Raw genomic sequence first — 20,344 nt, 5'->3', positions numbered from 1 at the left:
GTACGGGTGAGATGCCCGGTCCGTCGGTACGATCTCGTCACGCAATCGTGACGAGATGTGACCACAGCAGTGAAGGAACATGAGTGAGCGACGACGAGGACGCAGGCTCTCGCGGCCCGCGGTATCGCCCTCGCGCGCGTCGTGAGTTCCGCGGTGGACACGACCCGTCGGGGTCCTCGCGCTCCGGGCCACCGGAATCAGGGGCAGCGGCCGACTCGCAGGCCGGGGCACCGACGACTCGCCCCTCATCCGAGCGGCGCGCCGACGAGATCGGCCGGTCGCTGAGCCGACCCACCGACGAGGTACTGCGCGAACCCCGGACCCGCGGACATCATCGCAGCGCCTCGACTCGTCGCCTCACCGTCCGCGAGCTGATGGCTCGACTCGACGACGATGCTGAGGCGACCTCGGCACCGTCATCTCGCTCGACACCGTCATCTCGATCAGGCTCGACCGGCGGCTCACGGCCGAGCGGTGCCTCTGGTGCGGCCGCCACCGATCCCGCCGCAGATCCCGACGCCACCCGCAAGCTCCCGCTCGTCCGATCCGCCACCCCGATCCCGGACAGCAACTCGAACAGCAGCAACTCGAACAGTGGGCACTTGGGCAGCGGCGACTCGAGCGGCGGGGTCTCACCATCCACGCCCACCGAACCCACGCCTACCGAGCACACACAAGCCCAACCCACATCCACTGAACCCACAGACTCCACGGACACAGACTCCGGGGCCACACCCGACACTGCCGCAGCTCGCGAATCCGCGGCCGGCGAAGTCACAACTCCAGCAGCGTCCCCCGAGACCACCACTGGCGAGGATCCGCGCGAGGGTCAACGAGACCGCACCGCATTGCGTTCGCGGATCGTCGCGCCGACCACCCCAGGCGGACGAAGGCCGGCCACCCGCGATCGTGGCCGCTCGCTGGCCGTGGCCACCGGGGCTGGACGCATCCTCATGATCGTGGGTTGCGTGCTGTCACTGGTCGGCACCGGTGTGGTGTGGGGCTATCTCAAGCACACCAACGGTCAGTGGAACAACATCACTGCCGTCGATTCCTCCGACCGCAACATCCGCAACATCGGCGCCCAGTCGGGCGACCAGAACTACCTGATCGTCGGCACCGACACCCGCTCGGGTATGAACGGCGACGTCGGCGCCGGCACCACCGCAGACGCGGGTGGGGCGCGGTCGGACACCGTGATCCTCGTCAACATCCCCGCGAGCCGCAGTCGTGTTGTCGCCGTGTCGTTTCCGCGTGATCTACAGATCGACCGCCCGTCGTGTCAGTCGTGGAACAACGACACCGGAACCTATGACCCCACCACCGTGGTGCCCGCCGAGACCGGCGCAAAGCTCAACACCGCCTACGGTTTCGGCGGACCCAAATGCGCCGTTCAGGTGCTGACCAAGATGACCGGTCTGAACATCAACCACTTCATCGCGATGGACTTCTACGGTTTCGAGCAGGTGGTCAACAAGATCGGCGGTGTCCGCGTGTGCTCCACCACCCCGCTCTACGACTACGAACTCGGAAACATCTTGTCGCGCCCGGGTTCCTACACGCTGCGCGGGCCGCGGGCGTTGAACTACGTGCGCGCCCGCACCATCGAGACCGAGGGCAACGGCGACTACGGCCGGATCAAACGTCAGCAGCTGTTCCTCTCGTCGATGCTGCGCTCGCTGCTGTCGGGCAATGTGCTGTCGAATCCGTCGAAGCTCAACGGGATCATCTCCACATTCATCAAGTACAGCAAGGTCGACAACATCAGCACCGACAACCTGCTCGACCTCGCCCAGTCGATGCAGGGGCTGCAGGCCGGACGCGTGACATTCCTGACGATCCCCACCGCCGGCACCACCACTGACGGTGCCAACAACGAGATCCCGCGCACCGACGACATCAACGCCATCTTCAACGCGATCATCGACGACCAGCCGCTGCCCGGTGAGGCCGAGCTGAAGAAGACCGACGACTCCACGAAGAAGAAGCGGCCCACACCCGCACCGAGTTCGGCCCCCAAATCCACCGACACCGCCTCCACCGACCAGACGCCGGTCGAGGTGACCGCAACCGCGCAGTCCTCCGGCGACGTCGGCGTGCGAGTGCTCAACGGCACGGGCGGGGTCGGAGTCGCGACGGGGGTCTCCAACGTCATGAGCAACGACGGTTTCGACGTTCGCGGGGTCGCCGATGCCTCCGAGCTCTATCCGTCGACCGTGGTGCGGTACGGCCCCGGCCAGGAAGACGCCGCGGCGACCGTGGCGGCGATGTTCGCCGATGCGACCATCCAGCCCGACGACAACGTGAAGTCAGGGGTAGAGGTGATCGTCGGCAAGGACTACAAAGACGATCTACGCTCGGCACCGACCCCGGGTGGCTCGCTGACCGCCGCCAAACTGCCGCAGTCGAACGAACACAGCGCGCTGCCCGACGACCTGTCGGTCACCAACGCCGCAGACACCACCTGCCAGTAGTCGCCGCCGGCCACTCCCCGGCCCCCACTCGTGACCAGACAGCAGCCGGCCGGCGGTAACACTTTCGAGCCCGCCGCGACCACGTCCCGACGGCCCGAACAAGACGAACCGCACGAGGTGGACACGTTCATTCGCAGTTCACCCTGGCAGCACCACAGGCTGTTCGATACGCCGTAGGCTTGGCGTGTGAGAACTGCGTACCACGAGCAGATGGCAGGATTGAACGCCACGCTCGGAGAAGAATGCGAACTGGCGGGGATCGCCATGGAGCGTGCAACACAGGCCCTCCTGCAGGCAGATCTGGCCATCGCCGAACAGGTCATCACCGACCACGAGAAGATCACGGTGCTCTCGGCCGACGCCGAGGAGCAGGCATTCGCTCTGCTCGCACTGCAGGCCCCCGTCGCGGGCGATCTGCGCGCGATCGTCAGCGGTTTCCAGATCGTCGCCGACGTCGACCGGATGGGTGCCCTGGCCCTGCACGTGGCGAAGGTCGCGCGTCGTCGCCACCCCGCACATGCGCTGCCAGAAGAGGTCAACGGCTACTTTGCGGAGATGGGCCGGCTCGCGGTCAAGATGGCACGAGCCGCGCGGGAGGTGCTCAACAGCCAGGATCCCACGGATGCGATCCAGCTTCGTGAGGACGACGACGCAATGGACGACCTGCATCGTCACCTGTTCACCGTGCTGATGGACCGCGAGTGGCGACACGGGGTCGCCGCCGCCGTCGACGTGACATTGCTGGGACGCTATTACGAGCGTTTCGCCGACCACGCGGTGCTCATCGGTCGCCGCGTGGTCTTCCAGGCCACCGGCAAGACACCCGAACAGTTCCAAGAGGCCGAGGAACGCCTCGAGGACGACTACATCTGAGTTCGGTTGCGCCAGTTCACTGTTCGGTGTGCATCGCAGTCGACGGGATCGATGTCGATCACCGGGTGTGAACGGACCGTGGGAGCGATCGCCGACCGGCAGATCATTCCCACGGTCTTTTTCTGTGGTTCACCTGCGCAGCACCTGCGAGAGCGCATAATGGATTCACCCCACAGAGAAACGGCCCGGAACACTTCCGGGCCGTTTCTCTGTCTCGCCACTCTGTCGTGGTGGCCGCGGTGGGTCAGCCGAACCGACCTGAGATGTAATCCTCGGTCGCCTTCTCCGTCGGGTTGGAGAACATCGTCTCGGTGTCGTTGATCTCCACGAGCCGCCCGGGTTGTCCCTGCCCCTTGAGGTTGAAGAACGCGGTCTGATCGCTCACGCGTGCGGCCTGCTGCATGTTGTGGGTGACGATGACGATCGTGTAGTCCTTCTTGAGTTCACCCATCAAGTCCTCGATCGCCAGGGTCGAGATCGGGTCGAGTGCCGAACACGGCTCGTCCATGAGCAGGACGTCGGGCGACACGGCGATCGCGCGCGCGATGCACAGACGCTGCTGCTGACCGCCCGAGAGCCCGCCGCCGGGCTTCTTGAGACGGTCCTTCACCTCGTCCCACAGGTTCGCGCCACGCAGGCTGCGTTCGCACACCTCGTCGAGCGCGGCCTTGTTACGTACGCCCTGCAATCGCAGGCCCGCCACCACGTTGTCGCGAATCGACATGGTGGGGAACGGATTCGGGCGCTGGAAGACCATGCCGATGGTGGTCCGCACCGCGGTCGGGCTGATGCCCTTGCCGTAGATGTCCTCACCGTCGAGGAGGACCTTGCCCTCCGCGTATGCACCGGGTACCTCTTCGTGCATCCGGTTGAGCGTGCGCAGCACAGTCGACTTGCCGCAGCCCGACGGTCCGATGAAGGCGGTGATGCTGTGCGGCGGGACCGACAGCGACACATCCTTCACGGCGTGGAACTTGCCGTAATAGATGTTGAGATCTTTGATGTCCAGGCGCTTGGCCATTGCAATTCCCTACTTGCTGGGTACTTCTCGATTGCCGGGTCTGCTCGATTGCGTGATCTGCGGGATGCCGCGCGACGTCACTTCGTCTTGGGTGCGAGGTATCTCGCCAGCAACGCCGCGATCAGATTCAGTACCGCGATGATGATGATCAGCGTCAACGCCGCACCCCAGTAGTAGAACGACGAGGCGCCCTGGGCCGATGCCCACATGTCCTTGATGAACAGCGGCAGCGATTCCATACCCCCGCTGAACGGATTCGTCTGGACCCGTGAACTCGCCGGCCCGGCGAGGATCAGCACCGGAGCGGTCTCGCCCATCACGCGAGCGATTGCCAAGAAGATGCCCGACAGCATGCCCGACAGTGCCGTCGGGATCACGATGCGCAGCACGGTCTTCCACTTCGGGATCCCCAGTGCGTACGACGCCTCACGCAGCTCGTCGGGAACCAGCTTGAGCATCTCCTCGCTGGACCGCGTCACGATCGGCACCATCATCAGGATCAACGCGAGGCTGACCATGAATGCGCTCTGCCCCAGGCCCAGACCGATCACGAAGACGGTGAAGATGAACAGGGTGGCCACGATCGACGGCACTCCGGCGAGGATGTCGATCATGAACGAGACGGGCTTGACCAGACGATTGGTCGGGTATTCCACCAACAGCACGGCGGTGATCACCGCGATGGGGACCGAGATGATCGTCGCGATACCGGCCTGGATCACCGAACCGACGATGGCGTGGGCGACACCGGCCGAGTAATCGCTGGTGGTGTCGATCGCGTAGGCGTCGCCGAACCACCAGTGCGGGTCGGTGATCGCACCGACACCCTTGGAGATCACCGTCTCCAGCAGCCACACCAGCGGGATGAGTGCCACGACGAAGCACACGCCGAAGATCACCCATGCGAGGTTGTTGGACAGCTTCCGCCGCAACGAGATGTCGCGGAAGGCGCTTCCGGAGGCCTTGACCGGTCCGCCCGAGGCGGTGTCCGTCTGCACGCTCATCCGTTGACCTTTCCGCCGGCGACCGCACGGGCGATCGCGTTGACCACGAAGGTCAGGACGAACAGCACCAGACCGGCCGCGATGTAGGCGCCCTGCGCGTCCTTGCTACCGATGAACTCGCCCACGTCGCGGGCGATCTTCGAGGCGAAGGTGTCACCGCCCTCGAACAGCGACCACTTGAGCCGGCCGACTGCCGCGCTCAGGATGATCATCACCGCGATCGTCTCGCCGAGCGCACGGCCGAGTGCGAGCATCGCCGCCGAGATCATGCCCGAACGGGCATACGGGAAGGACGTCATACGGATGACCTCCCATTTGGTGGCGCCGAGCGCCTGGGCGGCCTCCTTCTGGCCGGCCGGCGTCTGGCGCAGCACCTCGCGGGTGATCGAGGTGATGATCGGCAGCATCATGATCGCCAGGACGATGCCTGCGGTGAAGATCGTGCCGCCGCCGGAGATCGAGGTCTTCCCCGTGGAGAACAGGAAGAACCAGCCGAGATTGTCGTTGAGCCACTGCGCGAACGGCGCGATGAACGGCGCGAGGATGTAGATACCCCACAGGCCGTAGATGATCGACGGCACCGCCGCGAGTAGATCGATGGCGGCGCTGAGCGGCCGAGAAATCCTCTTCGGGACGTATTCGACGAGGAACACCGCAATCCCGATCGCGATCGGCGTGGCCAGGACCAGCGCGAACAGCGACGACAGCGCGGTCGCGCGGAAGAGTTCCCAGATGCCGAAGCGGGCCTGGCCGTCGGCGAAGTCCTGCGCTCCGACCTTCCAGTCGGAGGAGAACAGGAAGTTGACGTTGTTGCGCGTCAACGCCGGGATCGCGTCGACGAGCAGGGCGATGCCGATACCGGCGATCACCACGATCACGAAGACGCCGGTCCAGCTGGCCAGACCGGCGAACATCCGGTCGGCGAAGGCGCCGCGGTGATCGTGCAGTCCCCGGTGGAGTTCCTGCTCGGCCTGGTCGGCCTCCGGGGTCAGCCGGCGATCGGATCGGTCGGGGGGCATGGCGCCCGGGCTCGACGAGGTTTCCGTCGAGCCCGGGCCCATCCCGGTTGTGTCATCCACAGACATGTCTTTCATCGCCCTGTCAGGCTGCAGTGAGTTGCTACTGGATCGCGTCGATTGCCGACTGCAGCTTGGTCTGGAACTCCGAAGGCAGCGGGATGTACCCCGCGTTCTCCAGATCGGTGCCCTGGTTCTGCGGCGCCGAGGCAACCGAGAGGAAGGTCTTCACCCCGGCAGCCGTCGAGCTGTCAGAGTACTTGGAGCACACGATGGAATAGGTTGCCAGCATGATCGGGTAGGCGCCAGCGGTCGTCGGCTTGTAGAACGACGCGGTGTCGATGACCATGTTGTGATCGTCGGCGCCGTTCTTCAGAGTGGCCGATTCGATGGTCTTGCCACCGGACTCGGCGTTGAGCTCGACGCCGGTCTTGTCCTGGTCGGTGATGATCTTGGCCATCGACAGACCGTTCGACTTGGCGAACGCCCACTCGACGTAGGCGATCGACCCCTTGGTCGGCTTCACAGCCGAACCGACACCCGGGTTGCCCTGCTTACCTTCTCCGACACCGCCGTTGAAGGTCTTGCCGGTGCCCTTGGTCCAGCCACCCGCTGCCGTCAGGTACTTCTGGAAGTTGTCGGTGGTGCCCGACTGGTCGGCGCGGTAGATCACCGAGATGGCCAGGTTGGGCAGCGAGACGCCCGGGTTCTCGGCGGCGATGGCCGGATCGTTCCAGTTCTTGATCTCACCGGAGAAGATCTTGGCCAGCGTGGGGCCCGAGAGTGCGAGGTCGGACACACCGTCGATGTTGTAGGCCACCGCGATCGGCCCGAACACCAGCGGGAGGTTCCAGGCCTCGGCACCGCAGCGCTTCTCGGCGGCCTGTGCGTCGGCACCGCTGATCGGCGAGTCACTGCCGCCGAAGTCGGTGAGGTTCTGGGTGAAGTCCGAGACGCCCTGGCCCGAGCCACCGCCACCGTAGCTCAGCTCGAAACCGGGACAGGTCTTGGCGAAGGAGGTCGAGAACACCTTCATGGCGTTGGCCTGGGCCGTCGAACCGCTCGACTTGAGTGACTGCTTACCGTCGCACTTGATGTCGGCCACCTTGGAAGCGGGAGCCACGCTGCTGTCGGCGCTGTTCTTGTCAGAGTTGCTACTGCACGCGCCCAAGGCGAGTGTGGAAACGACGGCCACCGATGCTGCCGCAGCGCCGACACGATTGATTTTCACGAACGGTCCCTCCAGGTGAAAGCGTGGTAAGGACGCTGTCGGCCCCTACCTGGGTCGCACTGACCCTAGGGACCGACGGTGGACACCTCGGGCATGAAAGGTAAACGGAAGGTGAATTGGACGAAATTCGCCCTTCGTACGTCTGCCCGGCACGTGTGCATCACCCCCGGGTCGCTCGCGGTCCCGGATCTGTACAGGTCAGCGCCCCGGATCGGCTCCACCCGTAGAAAGCGTCGGTATCAGCCGTAGGCGACGTCGGCAGAGAACCGCGTAAAACCGAGCCGTTCGTAGGTGTGCAGTGCGGCGGTGTTGTCACCCTCCACATACAGTTCCACCTCGCCGAGGTCGCCGTCACGCAGATGATGCAGGCCGGCCAGCGTCAGCAGACGTCCGAGTCCTCGGCCCTGCGCGGCGGGGTCCACGCCCACGATGTAGACCTCACCGATGGGTGGGTTCTCGTCGGCGTGCACCTTGGTCCAGTGGAACCCGAGCAGCCGGGTGGGTTCTCGGCCCGACTCGGGTTCGTCGTAGGCCAGGAACAAACCGGCCGGATCGAACCATTCCGACTGAATCCGTTCGGTGATCTCGTCACTGGTCCAGCCGCCCTGTTCGGGATGCCAGTCGAAGGCCGCGTTGTTGACCCGCAAGATCTCGGCCTCGGCGGCATCGGGATCAGCGACATCGGCGTAGGTGACGAGCCGAATCCCTTCTGGCACAGTCAGTTCCGGAAGTTCCGGGGCGTCACGCCCTAGCGGCCGACGCAGCACCAGCAGCTCACGCAGCGGCGTCAGCCCGAGACTGGCAGCCAGCGCTCGCGCCGCGGGAAGGTCTCCATGCGCCCAGGCGCGGACCTGCTCGTCGCCGCTCATGTCGGGACTGCCCACGTTGTCACCGCGCTCCAGCGCCGCCGACACCAACGCTCGACCGTGGCCCCGGCGCCGTGCGCCCACCTCGACCACGGCTTCGACCATCGACGGTTCGCCGTCGCGTCCGGCGATCCGGTTGGCATAGCCCACCACCGCGTCGTCGTTCGCATCACGGGCGAGCAGATGGGTGACTCCGTCACCGGCAACTGGTCGGGAGACGGCCATCGCGGCCTGCTCGGAGAGCGGCGCCACACCGTCGGCCGCGGTTGCCTCGGCCAGCATCCGTTCGACTGTGGCGATCACAGTCGGATCCAGCTCGTCGACGACGGTGTCGACGGTGGTGGCAGTCACCGGATCATCCCCGCCTGGTGGTGTGGCTCAGGCCGCCGGGCCGGTTGGGTTGGCTCAGGCCGCCGGGCCGGTTGGGTTGACCCTGGTCGCCAGACAGCGATCCTTCCGGCATGTCAGGACCGTCGAGTCCATCGATGTCGTCGAGTCCGTCACCGAAACCGGGGTCGGGCATGTCGTCGATGTCCATGCCGCTCACGTCGTCGCCGACATCACCGCTGTCCTCGGTGTCGCCGCGCCCACGGGTGGGTCGAACCGCCTTGTAGCCGACGTTGCGCACCGTCCCGATCAGCGCCTCGTGCTCGCTGCCGAGTTTGGCGCGCAGGCGTCGCACGTGGACGTCGACGGTGCGGGTGCCGCCGAAGAAGTCATAGCCCCACACCTCCTGCAGCAGCTGCGCACGCGTGAACACCCGTCCGGCGTTCTGTGCGAGATATTTCAACAGCTCGAACTCCTTGTAGGTGAGGTCGAGCGGACGACCGCGCAGACGAGCTGTGTAGGTACCTTCGTCGATCACGAGTTCGCCGAGCGCCACCTTGCCGGTGGACTCCTCGGTCGTGACACCGCGGGTGCGCACGACCAGAAGTCGCAACCGGGCGTCGAGCTCGGCCGGGCCGGTGGCCGGCAGCAGGAACTCGTCGACACCCCATTCAGCGTTGATCGCCACCAGTCCGCCCTCGGTGAGCACAGCCACCACCGGGGTCGGCGAACCGGTACTGCCGAGCAGTCGACACAGACCTCGCGCGGCGGCCAGGTCGTTACGCGCATCGACGATCGCGACGTCGGCGTTACCCGCCTCCATCAGCGAAGACACCTCGGTCGGGACGACACGAACGGTATGAGCCAGCAATGACAACGACGGCAGAACGGACTCCGGGGTGGGATCGGTTGTCAACAGCAAGAGATCCACAAACCACTCCGATCTCGAATGAACTTATGTGTACGTTGCCTTACCAACTAGTACGAGACAGGTGACAGAATAACCGCAAACCGGCATTCCGCTGTTAACAGAGTATGTCGCCGGAGCCGATCTGGCTCGGTTCGGGCCGCATCTGACCGGCCCCGATCAGGTCATTCGACGGCAGATCCTCAGCCGATCAGGGCCACGCCCGGAACGACCCGACAGGAACGAACACCAGGAATGAGCAGTGCGGTGCGCAAGACGATCATCGGTGTGGTCGTCGTGGCTGTGGTGGTGATCGCCGCACTGTTCGCCGTTGATACCGGCCTGGCCATCAGCGCCGAGAATCGGCTCTCCACCTCGTTGAGGAGCGGATCCGGCCTCGACTACGACCCGGAGGTGACGATCGGCGGGTTCCCCTTCGCTTCGTCGATGCGCCATCACGAGTATCCGCGGGTCGGGATCACCGCGCGCGGCGTCGACCTCGGCGACGGACGCCACGGCGACCTGCGATCCACCCTGCACGAGGTCTCCCTGCCCGGCAACCGCTGGTCGGTGGGCCCGCACGATGTGCTGACGGTGTCCGACGCGAACGGTTCGCTGCGGCTGGACTCGGTGAACTTCGGGCGCTTCCTGGGCATCACCGACCTCACGGTGACCACGCCGGCACCCCGCGACAAGGCCGGCGGTGGCGGCCCCGGCGACGGCCTGTTGTCGGCCTCCACCGGCATCCTGACGACGGGGACCGTCACCGTCGCGCCGGGGCTGCGGCGCACGGTCTCGGTGACCGTCGACCTGCACGTGGTCGACGGTGCGCTGCGCGTGGTGGCCACCGGCTTCTACAGCGGGCCCGCCGAACACGCGTCCCCCGACCTCGACGCCGCACAGCGGCAGGCGGCCCTCGCCGCATTCACGCGGACCCTCCCGGTGCTACCCCTGCCGTGGGGAATGGTCGCGGTGAAGGCACACACCGAGGGGTCCGACGTGATCCTCGGCGGCGAGTTCGCCGACGCCGGGTCGGCTGACGGCTCCGCGCGCGAGCAGACGCCGCGACGGCTCAGAGCGGTCGAGTTCTTCCCGCGCTCCGCGCGCCCGACGACATCGGATCTCTGAGGTGCGCTCGGCCGATCGCGTCGGCGAGTCGGACGTTCGACCGGTTCGGATCGGGTCGTGCGACCCGACGATGTGTCCCCCATCAGCAGCGGACCCCTTATGAGGTCCGCGGGCTCTGCGGTATCCTCGCCGGTATGCAACCGCGTCGTGAGTTGATGCTCACCCGCCGACTGGCGATCGACTTCTGTCGTCTCGTCACCTGTTGCTGTCTCTAGTCGGCGATCGCATCCCTGCGCGCGATCACCTCAGCGTGTGAGGTAGTCCGGCTTCTCCATGCCGTTCGGTGCGCGCCTTCCTGCGTGAGCGCCGCCGGTACTGCGGTGGCAACGCTCACCGAACCCACTCTCGACACAACTGCATCACGAGATCTCCATCCGAAAGGGAAATACCATGGCACGTAATGACGTCCTGGTCAGCGCTGATTGGGCTGAGCAGAACCTCGACACCGACAACGTCGTGTTCGTCGAGGTCGACGAGGACACCAGCGCCTACGACACCGGTCACATCCCGGGCGCGGTCAAGCTCGACTGGAAGACCGACCTGCAGGATCAGGTCCGCCGCGATTTCGTCAACGCCGAACAGTTCTCCGAGCTGCTCTCGCAGCGCGGTATCGGCAACGACGACACGGTGATCCTCTACGGAGGCAACAACAACTGGTTCGCCGCCTACGCCTACTGGTACTTCAAGCTCTACGGCCATAACGATGTCAAGCTCCTCGACGGCGGCCGTAAGAAGTGGGAACTCGACGGACGCCCGCTCTCGTCGGACGCCGTGACCCGCACCGCCACCACCTACAAGGCGTCGGAGCCCGACAACTCGATCCGCGCCTTCCGTGACGAGGTCATCGACGCCATCGGCACCAAGAACCTCGTCGACGTGCGCAGCCTCGACGAGTTCTCCGGCAAGATCCTCGCACCTGCTCACCTCCCCCAGGAGCAGAGCCAGCGTCCCGGTCACATCCCCAGCGCCATCAACGTGCCGTGGAGCAAGGCGGCCAACGAAGACGGCACCTTCAAGTCCGACGAGGAACTCGACAAGATCTACGGTGAGGCCGGCCTCGACAAGTCCAAGTCGACCATCGCCTACTGCCGCATCGGCGAGCGTTCGAGCCACACCTGGTTCGTACTGCACGAGCTGCTCGGCGAGTCCGACGTGAAGAACTACGACGGCAGCTGGACCGAATACGGTTCGCTCGTCGGCGCACCGATCGAGCTGGGAGAGGGCAAGTAACCATGTGTGGAGCACCCAAGCAGGGCCAGACCCTGCCGTCGAACATCGACGCCGAGAAGGAAACCGTGCTGACCGGGCAGGTCGTCGATGCCGAAGGTACCGCGGTACCAGGCGCATTCGTGCGTCTGCTCGACTCGACCGGCGAGTTCACCGCCGAGGTGGTGGCCTCGGGTTCTGGCGACTTCCGTTTCTTCGCCGCCCCCGGCACCTGGACCCTGCGCGCGCTGTCGCGCAGCGGCAACGGTGAGACCACCGTCGAGCCGACCGGTCCCGGCATCCACACCTACGAGATCACGGTCAAGTAGGGCCTCGCCGGCCGGTGCTGACCGGTCGCGTGGCAAACACCGTCCCCGTGACGGCCGCCGAGGGCATATTGCCCTCCGCCGCCCTCACGGGGACGTTTTTTGCCATCCGCCCCGTCGGGGTGATGGCGGGGTCAGCCGAGTGAACCCTCGGCAAGCTCGGCTAGCCCGATTCAACCGCCTCGGCAAGCTCGGCTAGCCCGATTCAACCGCCTCGGCAAGCTCGGCTAGCCGATCGAGGGAGGCGGCGAGGTTGGCCACGCCGGTCGCCTCGGCCCGGGCCACGCGCATCGGGACATGGGTCTCCAGACGGGTCCAGTCGTAGGTATGCGTGACTAGGGTGTGCTGCGGGTCGATCGGCTCGAGTTCCCAGCGCCACAGCTGACCGAACGGCGGCCGACCCGGCTCTGCGGGCATCCAGGCGATACGCCGCCCCTCCTCGAACTCCACCACGTGGTTCTCCCGCACCTGCCCCTCGGTGGTGAGGATCATCGCGAACATGTCCCCGCGGTTGTGAATGCGCTCGTCGACCGGTGCGGCGGCGAGGTTGTCATTGCCGTCCCAGCGCACCTGGGCTACCGGGTTGGCGATCAACTCGAAGATCACGTCGGCGGGTGCGGCGATCTCCCGCGAGGCCGACACCACCTTGCTCGTGGGAGTTGCGTCGGTGCTGGTCGTCTCGGGGGTCGGGTCGGGTCCGGTCATGGGGTCCATCCAATCACCGAAACGAGCGCGCTAGACTCTCCTCGTGGTCACTTTCTTCGAAGTTCTCCTGGGAATCGCCACTGTGGCGATCGTGTGGTTCGGCCTGTACGTGCTCTACCGACTGGTCACTGACGAATCGTGACCCGTTCGGGAGATGAGGCCATCGACCGGGCTGCGGCCCGCGCCGAGCACACGCGTGGCAAGAACATCCCTGTTCTGCCCGATCTACCTCTCCCCGACGACACGGCCAACCTTCGCGAGGGTCCCGACCTCCATCCCGGCTTGCTCGGGCTGCTGCCGCTGGTCGGCGTGTGGCGCGGCGACGGCGAAGGTCGCGATCCCGTGGCGGGCGAGGACTACCACTTCGCCCAGCAGATCATCGTCAGCCACGACGGCGGCAACTACCTGAACTGGGAGTCGCGTTCGTGGCGCATCGACGACGACGCGAAATTCCTGGCACCCGATCTCCGTGAGTCGGGTTTCTGGCGCATCGGCGAGGACGACACGATCGAGGTTCTCCTCGCCCACGCCGAGGGCTGGATCGAACTCTTCTACGGCAAACCTCTCAACCAGATGTCCTGGGAGATGGGCACCGACGTGGTGATCACCTCGGCGACCGGCACCAAAGCCGGCGCCGCCAAACGACTCTACGGACTCGTGGAGGACGGCGACCTCGCGTACGTCGAGGAGCGCGCCGATTCCGACGGCGAGTTCTTCCCTCGCCTCAGCGCCAAGCTCACCCGCTACATCGGCTGAAACGCGACCAGAACGCCCGCGGATACGGGACGACCCCCGCACCACCCGCGTGAGGCGGGCACTGTCGACCGGACTGGTCGGATGCGGGGGTCGGGTGGCCATCTGGTATTCGCCGACTGGCGAACGAGGCCGAATCTTGCGGCGATCCGCCGTCAGCGGATGGTCACCTCACGTGTCCGTTTGTCATACAACTTCAGACCACCTCCTTCCTCGTGTACCGCCAAGTTACGCGCGACCAGAGCACGCGGCAACAGATTTTCGGCGGGTGGGCGTTCGCCCTGAGCGAGATGTGGGCCATTGAGACCGCTGAGTCGAGACCACTCAGTCGACGACGATGATGTGATCGGGATCAGCGGTGCGTGGCAGTCGGTGTGTCACCATCACCACCGTGCGGTCCGGTCCGAACAAGCCGTTGCGCGACAACAACTCTCGCTGCACGCGCTCAGAATCGGCGCGGTCGAGATGTTCGGCGGGTTCGTCGAGGAGCACGACCGGCGCGGTGTTGATCAGCGCCCGCGCGAGCAGTAGCCGGCGCCGCTGGCCGCCGGAGAGCGCATCCGCGCCGCCGGTGAGCACGGTGTCCAGGCCGTCGGGTAGGCCCGAGATCCACTCCCACAACCCCACTCGCTCACATGCCGACCGCAACTCGTCGGTCGTCGCATCTCCGCGCGATACGAGCAGGTTCTCGCGGATGCTCGTGGAGAACACGTGGGCGTCTTCGGCGAAGAACCGGGCACACTCACGCGGCTGGTCTACGTGGTCGGCACACACCGACACCGAACCCGACTGCGGCGCGAGAAGTCCGGCCAGTGTGAGAAGCAGCGTGGTCTTTCCTGCGCCCGACGGTCCGACGACGGCGACCCGCGCCCCCGGCTCACAGACCAGGTTCAGTCCGGCGCGCGGACCGAGTACACGCGCGCCGGGGAATCCCCACCGCAAACCTTCGATCCGCAGAGTCACCGGCTCGGCGATCGGCGCGGGGAGGTCACCTTCGACCACGTCCGGCACACGGTCGTCACCACCCTGTGCGGTCGTCTCCGATTCGTCAGCACCGTCGACGAGCGCCATGACCCGCCGCGCCGCATTACGGCTGCGCTGCAGCTGGGTACCGGCCGCCACCAGCGGTCCGGTGGTCTCGAAGGAACTCAGCGGGACCAGCAGCAGCACGCCGAGCACCATCGGCGACACCGACCCCGACAATCCGATCCCGATGAGGGCAGCGGCCAGCACCGAGACCCCGATCGCCGCGGGTGTGGTGCCCGCGGCGATCGCCGACACCCGCACACCGCGGTCACGGGAGGTGACCACGTCCTTCTCCGCCGACGCCACCTCCTCGACCAGCTCGCGACGCCGGCGGGCGACTGCGAGCTCGGCACCGTGCCACAGCAGCGTGGTGGTGGCCTCGGTCGAGCGGTCACGGGCGGCGTCGCTGTCGATCTCGCTGCGGCGGGCACCGCGCGCGGCGAGCATCGGTGCCGCCACACCGGAGGCGAGCAGCGCCAGTGCCGTCACGACTGCAGCCCACGGCGAGACGATCGCGACCACGATCACCGCGGCCACCGACGTCACCGCCGCGACCCCGATCGGGATGAGTGCGCGGATCAACGACTCGCCGATCTCGTCGACGTCGTCTCCGGTGCGCGCCAACAGATCTGATCTGCGCAGGGTTACCGAGTAGCCGGGCGCACCCGAGGCGAGCGCGGTGTACATCCGTGCCCGTGCCCGCGACATCGCATCCAATGCCATGTCGTGGGTGGCCAGTCGCTCGAGGTAGCGCAACAGTCCGCGCGAGATGCCCAGTGCGCGAACAGTTGTCACGGCCATCATCAACGAGAGCACCGGCGGCATCATCCAGGCGCGGGTGATCAGCCAGGCCGACAGCGTTGCCAGCCCGAGCGCCGACAACGCGCCCCCGGCACCCAGTGCCATGGATTTCAGCAGCGCCCGACGTCGGATACCCAGGAGTTGCAGCGCACGCCGTAGTGGATCCCCACTCGCCCCGACGGCTGCCGGCCTCTCGACCGCGGTCTCAACCGACATGAGCGCCTCCGGCGTCGATGATCTCGTCGGCACCGGTGAGAAGTGCCGGGCGATGGCTGACCACCACGACCGTGTCGCCGGCGAGCGCACGTGCCCGCAGCGCGGCGAGTACCCGTGCCTCGTGGGCGTCGTCGAGGTGTGCGGTCGGCTCGTCGAGCAGCAGCAACGGTGCCGCGCAAGCCAGTGTGCGGGTGAGCGCCAGACGTTGACGCTGGCCCGCCGACATACCGACTCCCCCGGTGCCGAGCACGGTGTCGAGACCCGACGGCAGCTCGTCGAGCACCTCGTCGAACCCGGTGGCCGCGGCCACCTCGGCCAGCGGCCTCGACAGAGGTCCGAGTAGTTCGAGGTTCTGCGCCACCGTTCCCGGCACGAGTACCGGATCCTGCGGCAGCCAGGCGACCTGCTCCCACAGGCTGTTGGCATCGAACTGCGCCACCGGGATGTCGCCGAGCAGGATCGTGCCCTCGTCGAGCGGGATCAGACCCAGGATCGCCTGCAGGGTGGTCGATTTACCACAGCCGTTGCGGCCGGTGATCACGGTCAGCCGCCCGGGTGCGGCCACTCCGTTGAGCCGATGCGGCGCCCACCGGTCACGACCGTGCACACCGACGTTGAGCAGCGTCACCGCCGTTCCGGCAATCGCGGCCGACCTCGTACGCGTGGTGTGATCCTCAGGTGCCTCGATGATCTCGAACACATCGTCGGCGGCAGTGAGCCCGTTCTCCGAATTGTGGAACTGGGTGCCCACCGCACGCAGCGGCAGGTAGGCCTCCGGCGCCAGGATCAGCGCGAACACCCCGGCGTACAAACTCATCTCGCCCTTCACCAGACGCAATCCGATGGTCACGGCCACCAGCGCGACCGACAGCGTCGCCAGGAGTTCGAGCACCGTTCCCGACAGGAACGCCACGCGCAGGGTGCGCATGGTCGTCTTGCGGTGCGCCTGACCGAGTTCGGCGACTTTCGCCGCCGGACGCCGCGCACGCCCGAGGGCACGCAGCGTGGGGATCCCCGACACCAGGTCCAGGAGCTGCGCACTGAGTCGGCTCATCGCATCCAGCCGCAACCGCGTACTGTCCTGGGTCATCTTGCCGATGAGGATCATGAAGATCGGGATGAGCGGGAGCGTGATGATCACGATCACCGCGGAGTCGATGTCGGCGATCCCGATGGCCACGATCACCGCGGGTGTGACGATCGCCGTGAGGATCAGCGCCGGAACGAATTCCGACAGGTACGGTTCCAGCGCTTCGAGGGCTCGGGTGAGCACTGTCGCCAGATGCTCACGGCGCGAAGACAACTCGCGGACGCTTGTTCGGTTCGGGTCGGAGATCTTGTCGACGGCTTCGCACCGGAGCTCGGCGATGACCTTCGCCGAGGCCCGGTGGGCGTACCGGTCGTGGATCACCGTGGCGATCACCCGCACGGCCACTGCCACCGCGAGAACCCCGATATGCCAACTCTGTTGTGACAGCGATCGCGCCGACGGGTCGACGATCAGCTCGGAGAGGATCGAGGCCACCATCGCAGCGATCACGATCACCGTAATGGCTCCGAGGACTCCCGATCCCGCGGTCACCACCAGATAGACGCGCGAGGTACGCGAATGCCGCAGTAGTCGTGGGTCCAGCGGCGGACGCCGCGTGGGCTGTTGCCGTGCCGGTGTCGAGGCCGGCGTGTCGAGCCCGCCGAGGGCATCACCCTGGGCGACGTTGGCTGCCATCAGCCCTCGTGCCGTCCTCCGGAGCTCGTCCCCCCGGTCGCCGCTCCGCCGCTGACACCGGTCGCCGACACCGCCGATGCCGTCTCCGGCCGGAGTTTCAGCCCCGAGTTGGGCGGCATGGACTGGGTGGTGAGACGGTGTTTGAACACCCAGTAGGTCCACCCCTGATAGATCAGCACCACCGGCGCGACGATCACCGCCGCCCAGGTCATCACCACCAGTGTGTAGTGCGACGAGGACGCGTTGTCGATCGTCAGGCTGTAGGCGGGATTCGTGGTCGAGGGCATCACGTTGCGCCACAACGATCCGAACAGCAGGATCACCGTCAGACCGATGGCCGCCGTCGTCGCGGCGAAACCGATACCTTCCTTCTCCAGGTAGGTCGCCACCAGGCACACCGCCACCGCGACCACGGCCAACGCGATCACCACCCAGGTCCAGGTCTTGCCGTAGGAGATCTGGGTCCACAGCAGGAACGCCGCGGCGACCAGTCCGGCGGGCAGGCCGATGCCCTTGGCGTAGCGCAGTGCGTCTTTGCGCATCTCGCCTGCGGTCTTGATCGCGATGAACAACGCGCCGTGGGTGATGAAGACCAGCAGCAGCGTCACACCGCCGAGCAGTGCATACGGGTTCAGCAGACTCCAGAAGCTGCCGGTGAACTGCTTGTTCGCGTCGATCGGCACACCGCGCACGACATTTGCGAATGCCACACCCCACAGGATCGGCGGGATCCACGAGCCGATACCGATACCGATGTCGGCCGCCAGGCGCCAGCGCGCATCGTCGATCTTGGGACGCCACTCGATCGCGCAGATGCGCAGGATCAATGCGACCAAGATGATGAACAGCGGGATGTAGAACCCGGAGAACATCGTCGCGTACCACTCCGGGAAGGCCGCGAACAGCGAACCGCCCGCGGTGAGCAGCCACACCTCGTTACCGTCCCAGACCGGGCCGATGGTGTTGAGCAGCACACGCCGTCGGGTGTCGCCGTCGAGGCCGGTGCGCCCCCGTCCGACGAAGCCCATCAGGATGCCGACGCCGAAATCGAAGCCCTCGAGCACGAAGTAGGCGAAGAACATGAAGGCGATCAGGCAGAACCAGAACTCGGGAAGAGTCATCTCGTCAATCCTTGCCGTTCTCGGTCAGTACGCGAACGAGAGTTGTTCGGTCTCCGAAGGCTCGTGCGGATCGGAGTCGGTGTCATAGGGGTTGCGGTCCTCGGCCGGGTCGGCATCGTGCTTGAGCGGCCCGGCGATCACATATCTGCGAATCAGCAGGAACCAGATCACTCCGAGCGACCCGTAGAGCAGCGTGAAGATGATCAGGGTCGCCAGCACCATACCTGCGGAATGATGCGACACGCCCTGTTGGACCGTGAGGTGGATGTTCGGGTCGCCGGTCGGGTTCGGTGCCACCACCCATGGCTGGCGACCCATCTCGGTGAAGATCCACCCGGATGCGTTGGCCAGGAACGGCGTCGGCGTCAGCCACAGGCACAGCAGCGCGAACCTGTGCGACGTGACGACCCGCTTCTTGCGGGTCAGCCACAGTGCGCCGAGTGCCACCACAGCCGAGCCGAGCGCCCAGGTGATCATCGCGCGGAACGCCCAGTACGTGACGAACAGGTTCGGCTTGTAGTTGCCGGGCCCGAAGCGGGCCTCCTGCTCCTGCTGCAGCTCCTCGACGCCGCGCAGGGTCGAGTTGAAGTTGTTGGTGCCCAGGAACGAGGTCACGCCGGGGATCTCGATCACGCGGGTGACGTGTTCGCAGTTGTTCTGCGTGCCGATGGTCAGTACGGAGAACGACGCGCTCTTCTCGGTGTGGCACAGCGATTCTGCCGAGGCCATCTTCATCGGCTGCTGCTCGAACATGAGCTTGCCCTGGACGTCGCCGGTGATCACCAGGATCACCGCGGCCACGATCATCACCCACAGCGAGAACCGGGTGACGGGACGGAACAGCGTCGCGGCATCCTTCTCGAGCGCATCGGCCTCCGCATCCGTGGACCCGTCGGTCGGCGTGACCGAACCGCCCTGTGCGGGAACCTCGTCGCCGTCACGCAGCTTCTTGGCACGTGCCATGTCCCGCGCCATCCACCAGATGCAGACGGCGGCGACCAATGTCGCGGCTGTGAGCCACGAGCCGGCCACCACATGCGGGAAGGCGGCCAGCGTCGTGTTGTTGGTGATGACCTTCCAGAAGCTCACCATCTCGGCGCGTCCGCGGCTGACGAAGTGAGCGCCCACCGGATGCTGCATGAACGAGTTCGCGGCGATGATGAAGTAAGCCGAGGCGGTCACACCGATGGCGACCAGCCAGATCGAGGCGAGGTGGACCGCTCGCGGCAGTCGCTGCCAGCCGAAGATCCACAGCCCCAGGAACGTCGACTCCAGGAAGAAGGCCACGAGTGCCTCGAAGGCGAGCGGGGCGCCGAACACGTCGCCGACGAACCGACTGTATTCGCTCCAGTTCATGCCGAACTGGAATTCCTGCACGATGCCCGTCGCCACACCGAGGGCGAAGTTGATCAGGAAGATCTTCCCGAAGAACTTGGTCGCCCGGTACCACTGCACATTGCCGGTCACATGCCAGACGGTCTGCATGATGGCGATCATCGGCGCCAGGCCGATGGTCAGCGGTACCAGGATGAAGTGGTAGACCGTGGTGATTCCGAATTGCCATCGTGAAACGTCGAGAACATCCATGAAGCCTCAATCGCCGAGCCTTAGCTACTA

The 20,344-nt window shown here is 66.0% G+C and carries 17 protein-coding genes; 6 read left to right on the top strand and 11 right to left on the bottom strand.

All coding sequences use genetic code 11. The annotated features are described in order from the left end of the window. Window positions 1–83 precede the first annotated feature (83 nt). Together IEW22_RS10385 and phoU are read left to right on the top strand one after the other, a co-directional pair. Window positions 84–2,474 (top strand): LCP family protein, encoded by a 2,391-nt coding sequence (locus IEW22_RS10385; protein WP_229742436.1) that lies wholly within the window; start codon window positions 84–86, stop codon window positions 2,472–2,474. A 186-nt stretch (window positions 2,475–2,660) separates the two neighbouring features. Further along, window positions 2,661–3,347 carry a phosphate signaling complex protein PhoU gene (gene phoU / locus IEW22_RS10380; protein ID WP_188586534.1) on the top strand — a complete coding sequence of 229 codons (687 nt, stop codon included), beginning with the start codon at window positions 2,661–2,663 and terminating at the stop codon, window positions 3,345–3,347. A gap of 244 nt (window positions 3,348–3,591) precedes the next feature. Here the strand turns inward: phoU and pstB are convergent, their stop codons facing one another. From pstB to IEW22_RS10350, 6 genes are all read right to left on the bottom strand, one after another. After that, window positions 3,592–4,368 (bottom strand): phosphate ABC transporter ATP-binding protein PstB, encoded by a 777-nt coding sequence (gene pstB, locus IEW22_RS10375; protein WP_188586533.1) that lies wholly within the window; start codon window positions 4,366–4,368, stop codon window positions 3,592–3,594. Between the two features lie 77 nt (window positions 4,369–4,445). Then, window positions 4,446–5,372, bottom strand: coding sequence for a phosphate ABC transporter permease PstA (pstA, locus tag IEW22_RS10370; RefSeq protein WP_188586532.1), 927 nt, complete (start codon window positions 5,370–5,372; stop codon window positions 4,446–4,448). After that, a complete protein-coding gene (pstC, locus tag IEW22_RS10365; RefSeq protein ID WP_188586531.1) occupies window positions 5,369–6,457 on the bottom strand; it encodes a phosphate ABC transporter permease subunit PstC in 1,089 nt (362 codons plus the stop codon). Before pstC ends, pstA begins: the two co-directional genes overlap by 4 nt. A 34-nt stretch (window positions 6,458–6,491) precedes the next feature. Next, the gene (gene pstS, locus IEW22_RS10360; RefSeq protein WP_188586530.1) at window positions 6,492–7,619 is read right to left on the bottom strand and encodes a phosphate ABC transporter substrate-binding protein PstS; all 1,128 of its coding nucleotides are present in this window, start codon (window positions 7,617–7,619) and stop codon (window positions 6,492–6,494) included. A 239-nt stretch (window positions 7,620–7,858) separates the two neighbouring features. Further along, entirely contained in the window at window positions 7,859–8,836 is a 978-nt protein-coding gene (gene mshD / locus IEW22_RS10355) for a mycothiol synthase (protein WP_373284168.1), read from the bottom strand. A 4-nt stretch (window positions 8,837–8,840) separates the two neighbouring features. Further along, window positions 8,841–9,743 carry a winged helix-turn-helix transcriptional regulator gene (locus IEW22_RS10350; protein WP_229742434.1) on the bottom strand — a complete coding sequence of 301 codons (903 nt, stop codon included), beginning with the start codon at window positions 9,741–9,743 and terminating at the stop codon, window positions 8,841–8,843. Between the two features lie 231 nt (window positions 9,744–9,974). On the opposite strand from IEW22_RS10350, the gene IEW22_RS10345 reads away from it, so the two are divergent. The 3 genes from IEW22_RS10345 to IEW22_RS10335 all read left to right on the top strand — a co-directional run bounded on the left by IEW22_RS10345 (window position 9,975) and on the right by IEW22_RS10335 (window position 12,382). Beyond that, entirely contained in the window at window positions 9,975–10,847 is an 873-nt protein-coding gene (locus tag IEW22_RS10345; protein WP_188586529.1) for an LmeA family phospholipid-binding protein, read from the top strand. A gap of 390 nt (window positions 10,848–11,237) precedes the next feature. Then, entirely contained in the window at window positions 11,238–12,077 is an 840-nt protein-coding gene (locus IEW22_RS10340; RefSeq protein WP_188586528.1) for a sulfurtransferase, read from the top strand. A 2-nt stretch (window positions 12,078–12,079) separates the two neighbouring features. Then, the gene (locus IEW22_RS10335; RefSeq protein WP_188586527.1) at window positions 12,080–12,382 is read left to right on the top strand and encodes a DUF1416 domain-containing protein; all 303 of its coding nucleotides are present in this window, start codon (window positions 12,080–12,082) and stop codon (window positions 12,380–12,382) included. Between the two features lie 192 nt (window positions 12,383–12,574). On the opposite strand, the gene IEW22_RS10330 is transcribed toward IEW22_RS10335, so the two are convergent. Beyond that, window positions 12,575–13,084: an SRPBCC family protein gene (locus IEW22_RS10330; protein WP_188586526.1), complete on the bottom strand. Its 510-nt coding sequence runs from the start codon at window positions 13,082–13,084 to the stop codon at window positions 12,575–12,577. Between the two features lie 138 nt (window positions 13,085–13,222). Between IEW22_RS10330 and IEW22_RS10325 the strand changes: the two genes are divergently transcribed. Further along, window positions 13,223–13,840 carry an FABP family protein gene (locus IEW22_RS10325; RefSeq protein ID WP_188586525.1) on the top strand — a complete coding sequence of 206 codons (618 nt, stop codon included), beginning with the start codon at window positions 13,223–13,225 and terminating at the stop codon, window positions 13,838–13,840. 321 nt (window positions 13,841–14,161) lie between these two features. Here the strand turns inward: IEW22_RS10325 and cydC are convergent, their stop codons facing one another. From cydC to IEW22_RS10305, 4 genes are read right to left on the bottom strand one after another with little or no spacing between them, the layout of a single operon-like run. After that, a complete protein-coding gene (cydC, locus tag IEW22_RS10320) occupies window positions 14,162–15,880 on the bottom strand; it encodes a thiol reductant ABC exporter subunit CydC (RefSeq protein ID WP_188586524.1) in 1,719 nt (572 codons plus the stop codon). Beyond that, window positions 15,870–17,606, bottom strand: a complete 1,737-nt coding sequence (gene cydD, locus IEW22_RS10315) for a thiol reductant ABC exporter subunit CydD (RefSeq protein ID WP_188586523.1) — start codon at window positions 17,604–17,606, stop codon at window positions 15,870–15,872. The genes cydC and cydD overlap by 11 nt, the downstream gene beginning before the upstream one ends. Next, window positions 17,606–18,727: a cytochrome d ubiquinol oxidase subunit II gene (gene cydB, locus IEW22_RS10310; RefSeq protein WP_188586522.1), complete on the bottom strand. Its 1,122-nt coding sequence runs from the start codon at window positions 18,725–18,727 to the stop codon at window positions 17,606–17,608. The genes cydD and cydB overlap by 1 nt, the downstream gene beginning before the upstream one ends. 24 nt (window positions 18,728–18,751) lie before the next feature. Continuing rightward, window positions 18,752–20,314, bottom strand: coding sequence for a cytochrome ubiquinol oxidase subunit I (locus IEW22_RS10305; protein WP_188586521.1), 1,563 nt, complete (start codon window positions 20,312–20,314; stop codon window positions 18,752–18,754). Between the last annotated feature and the right edge of the window lie 30 nt (window positions 20,315–20,344).

The organism is Gordonia jinhuaensis (genome assembly GCF_014639795.1).
Taxonomy (GTDB): domain Bacteria; phylum Actinomycetota; class Actinomycetes; order Mycobacteriales; family Mycobacteriaceae; genus Gordonia_B; species Gordonia_B jinhuaensis.
The sequence above is the reverse complement of the archived record's forward strand: the minus strand, read 5'-3'. Positions and strand labels throughout refer to the sequence as shown.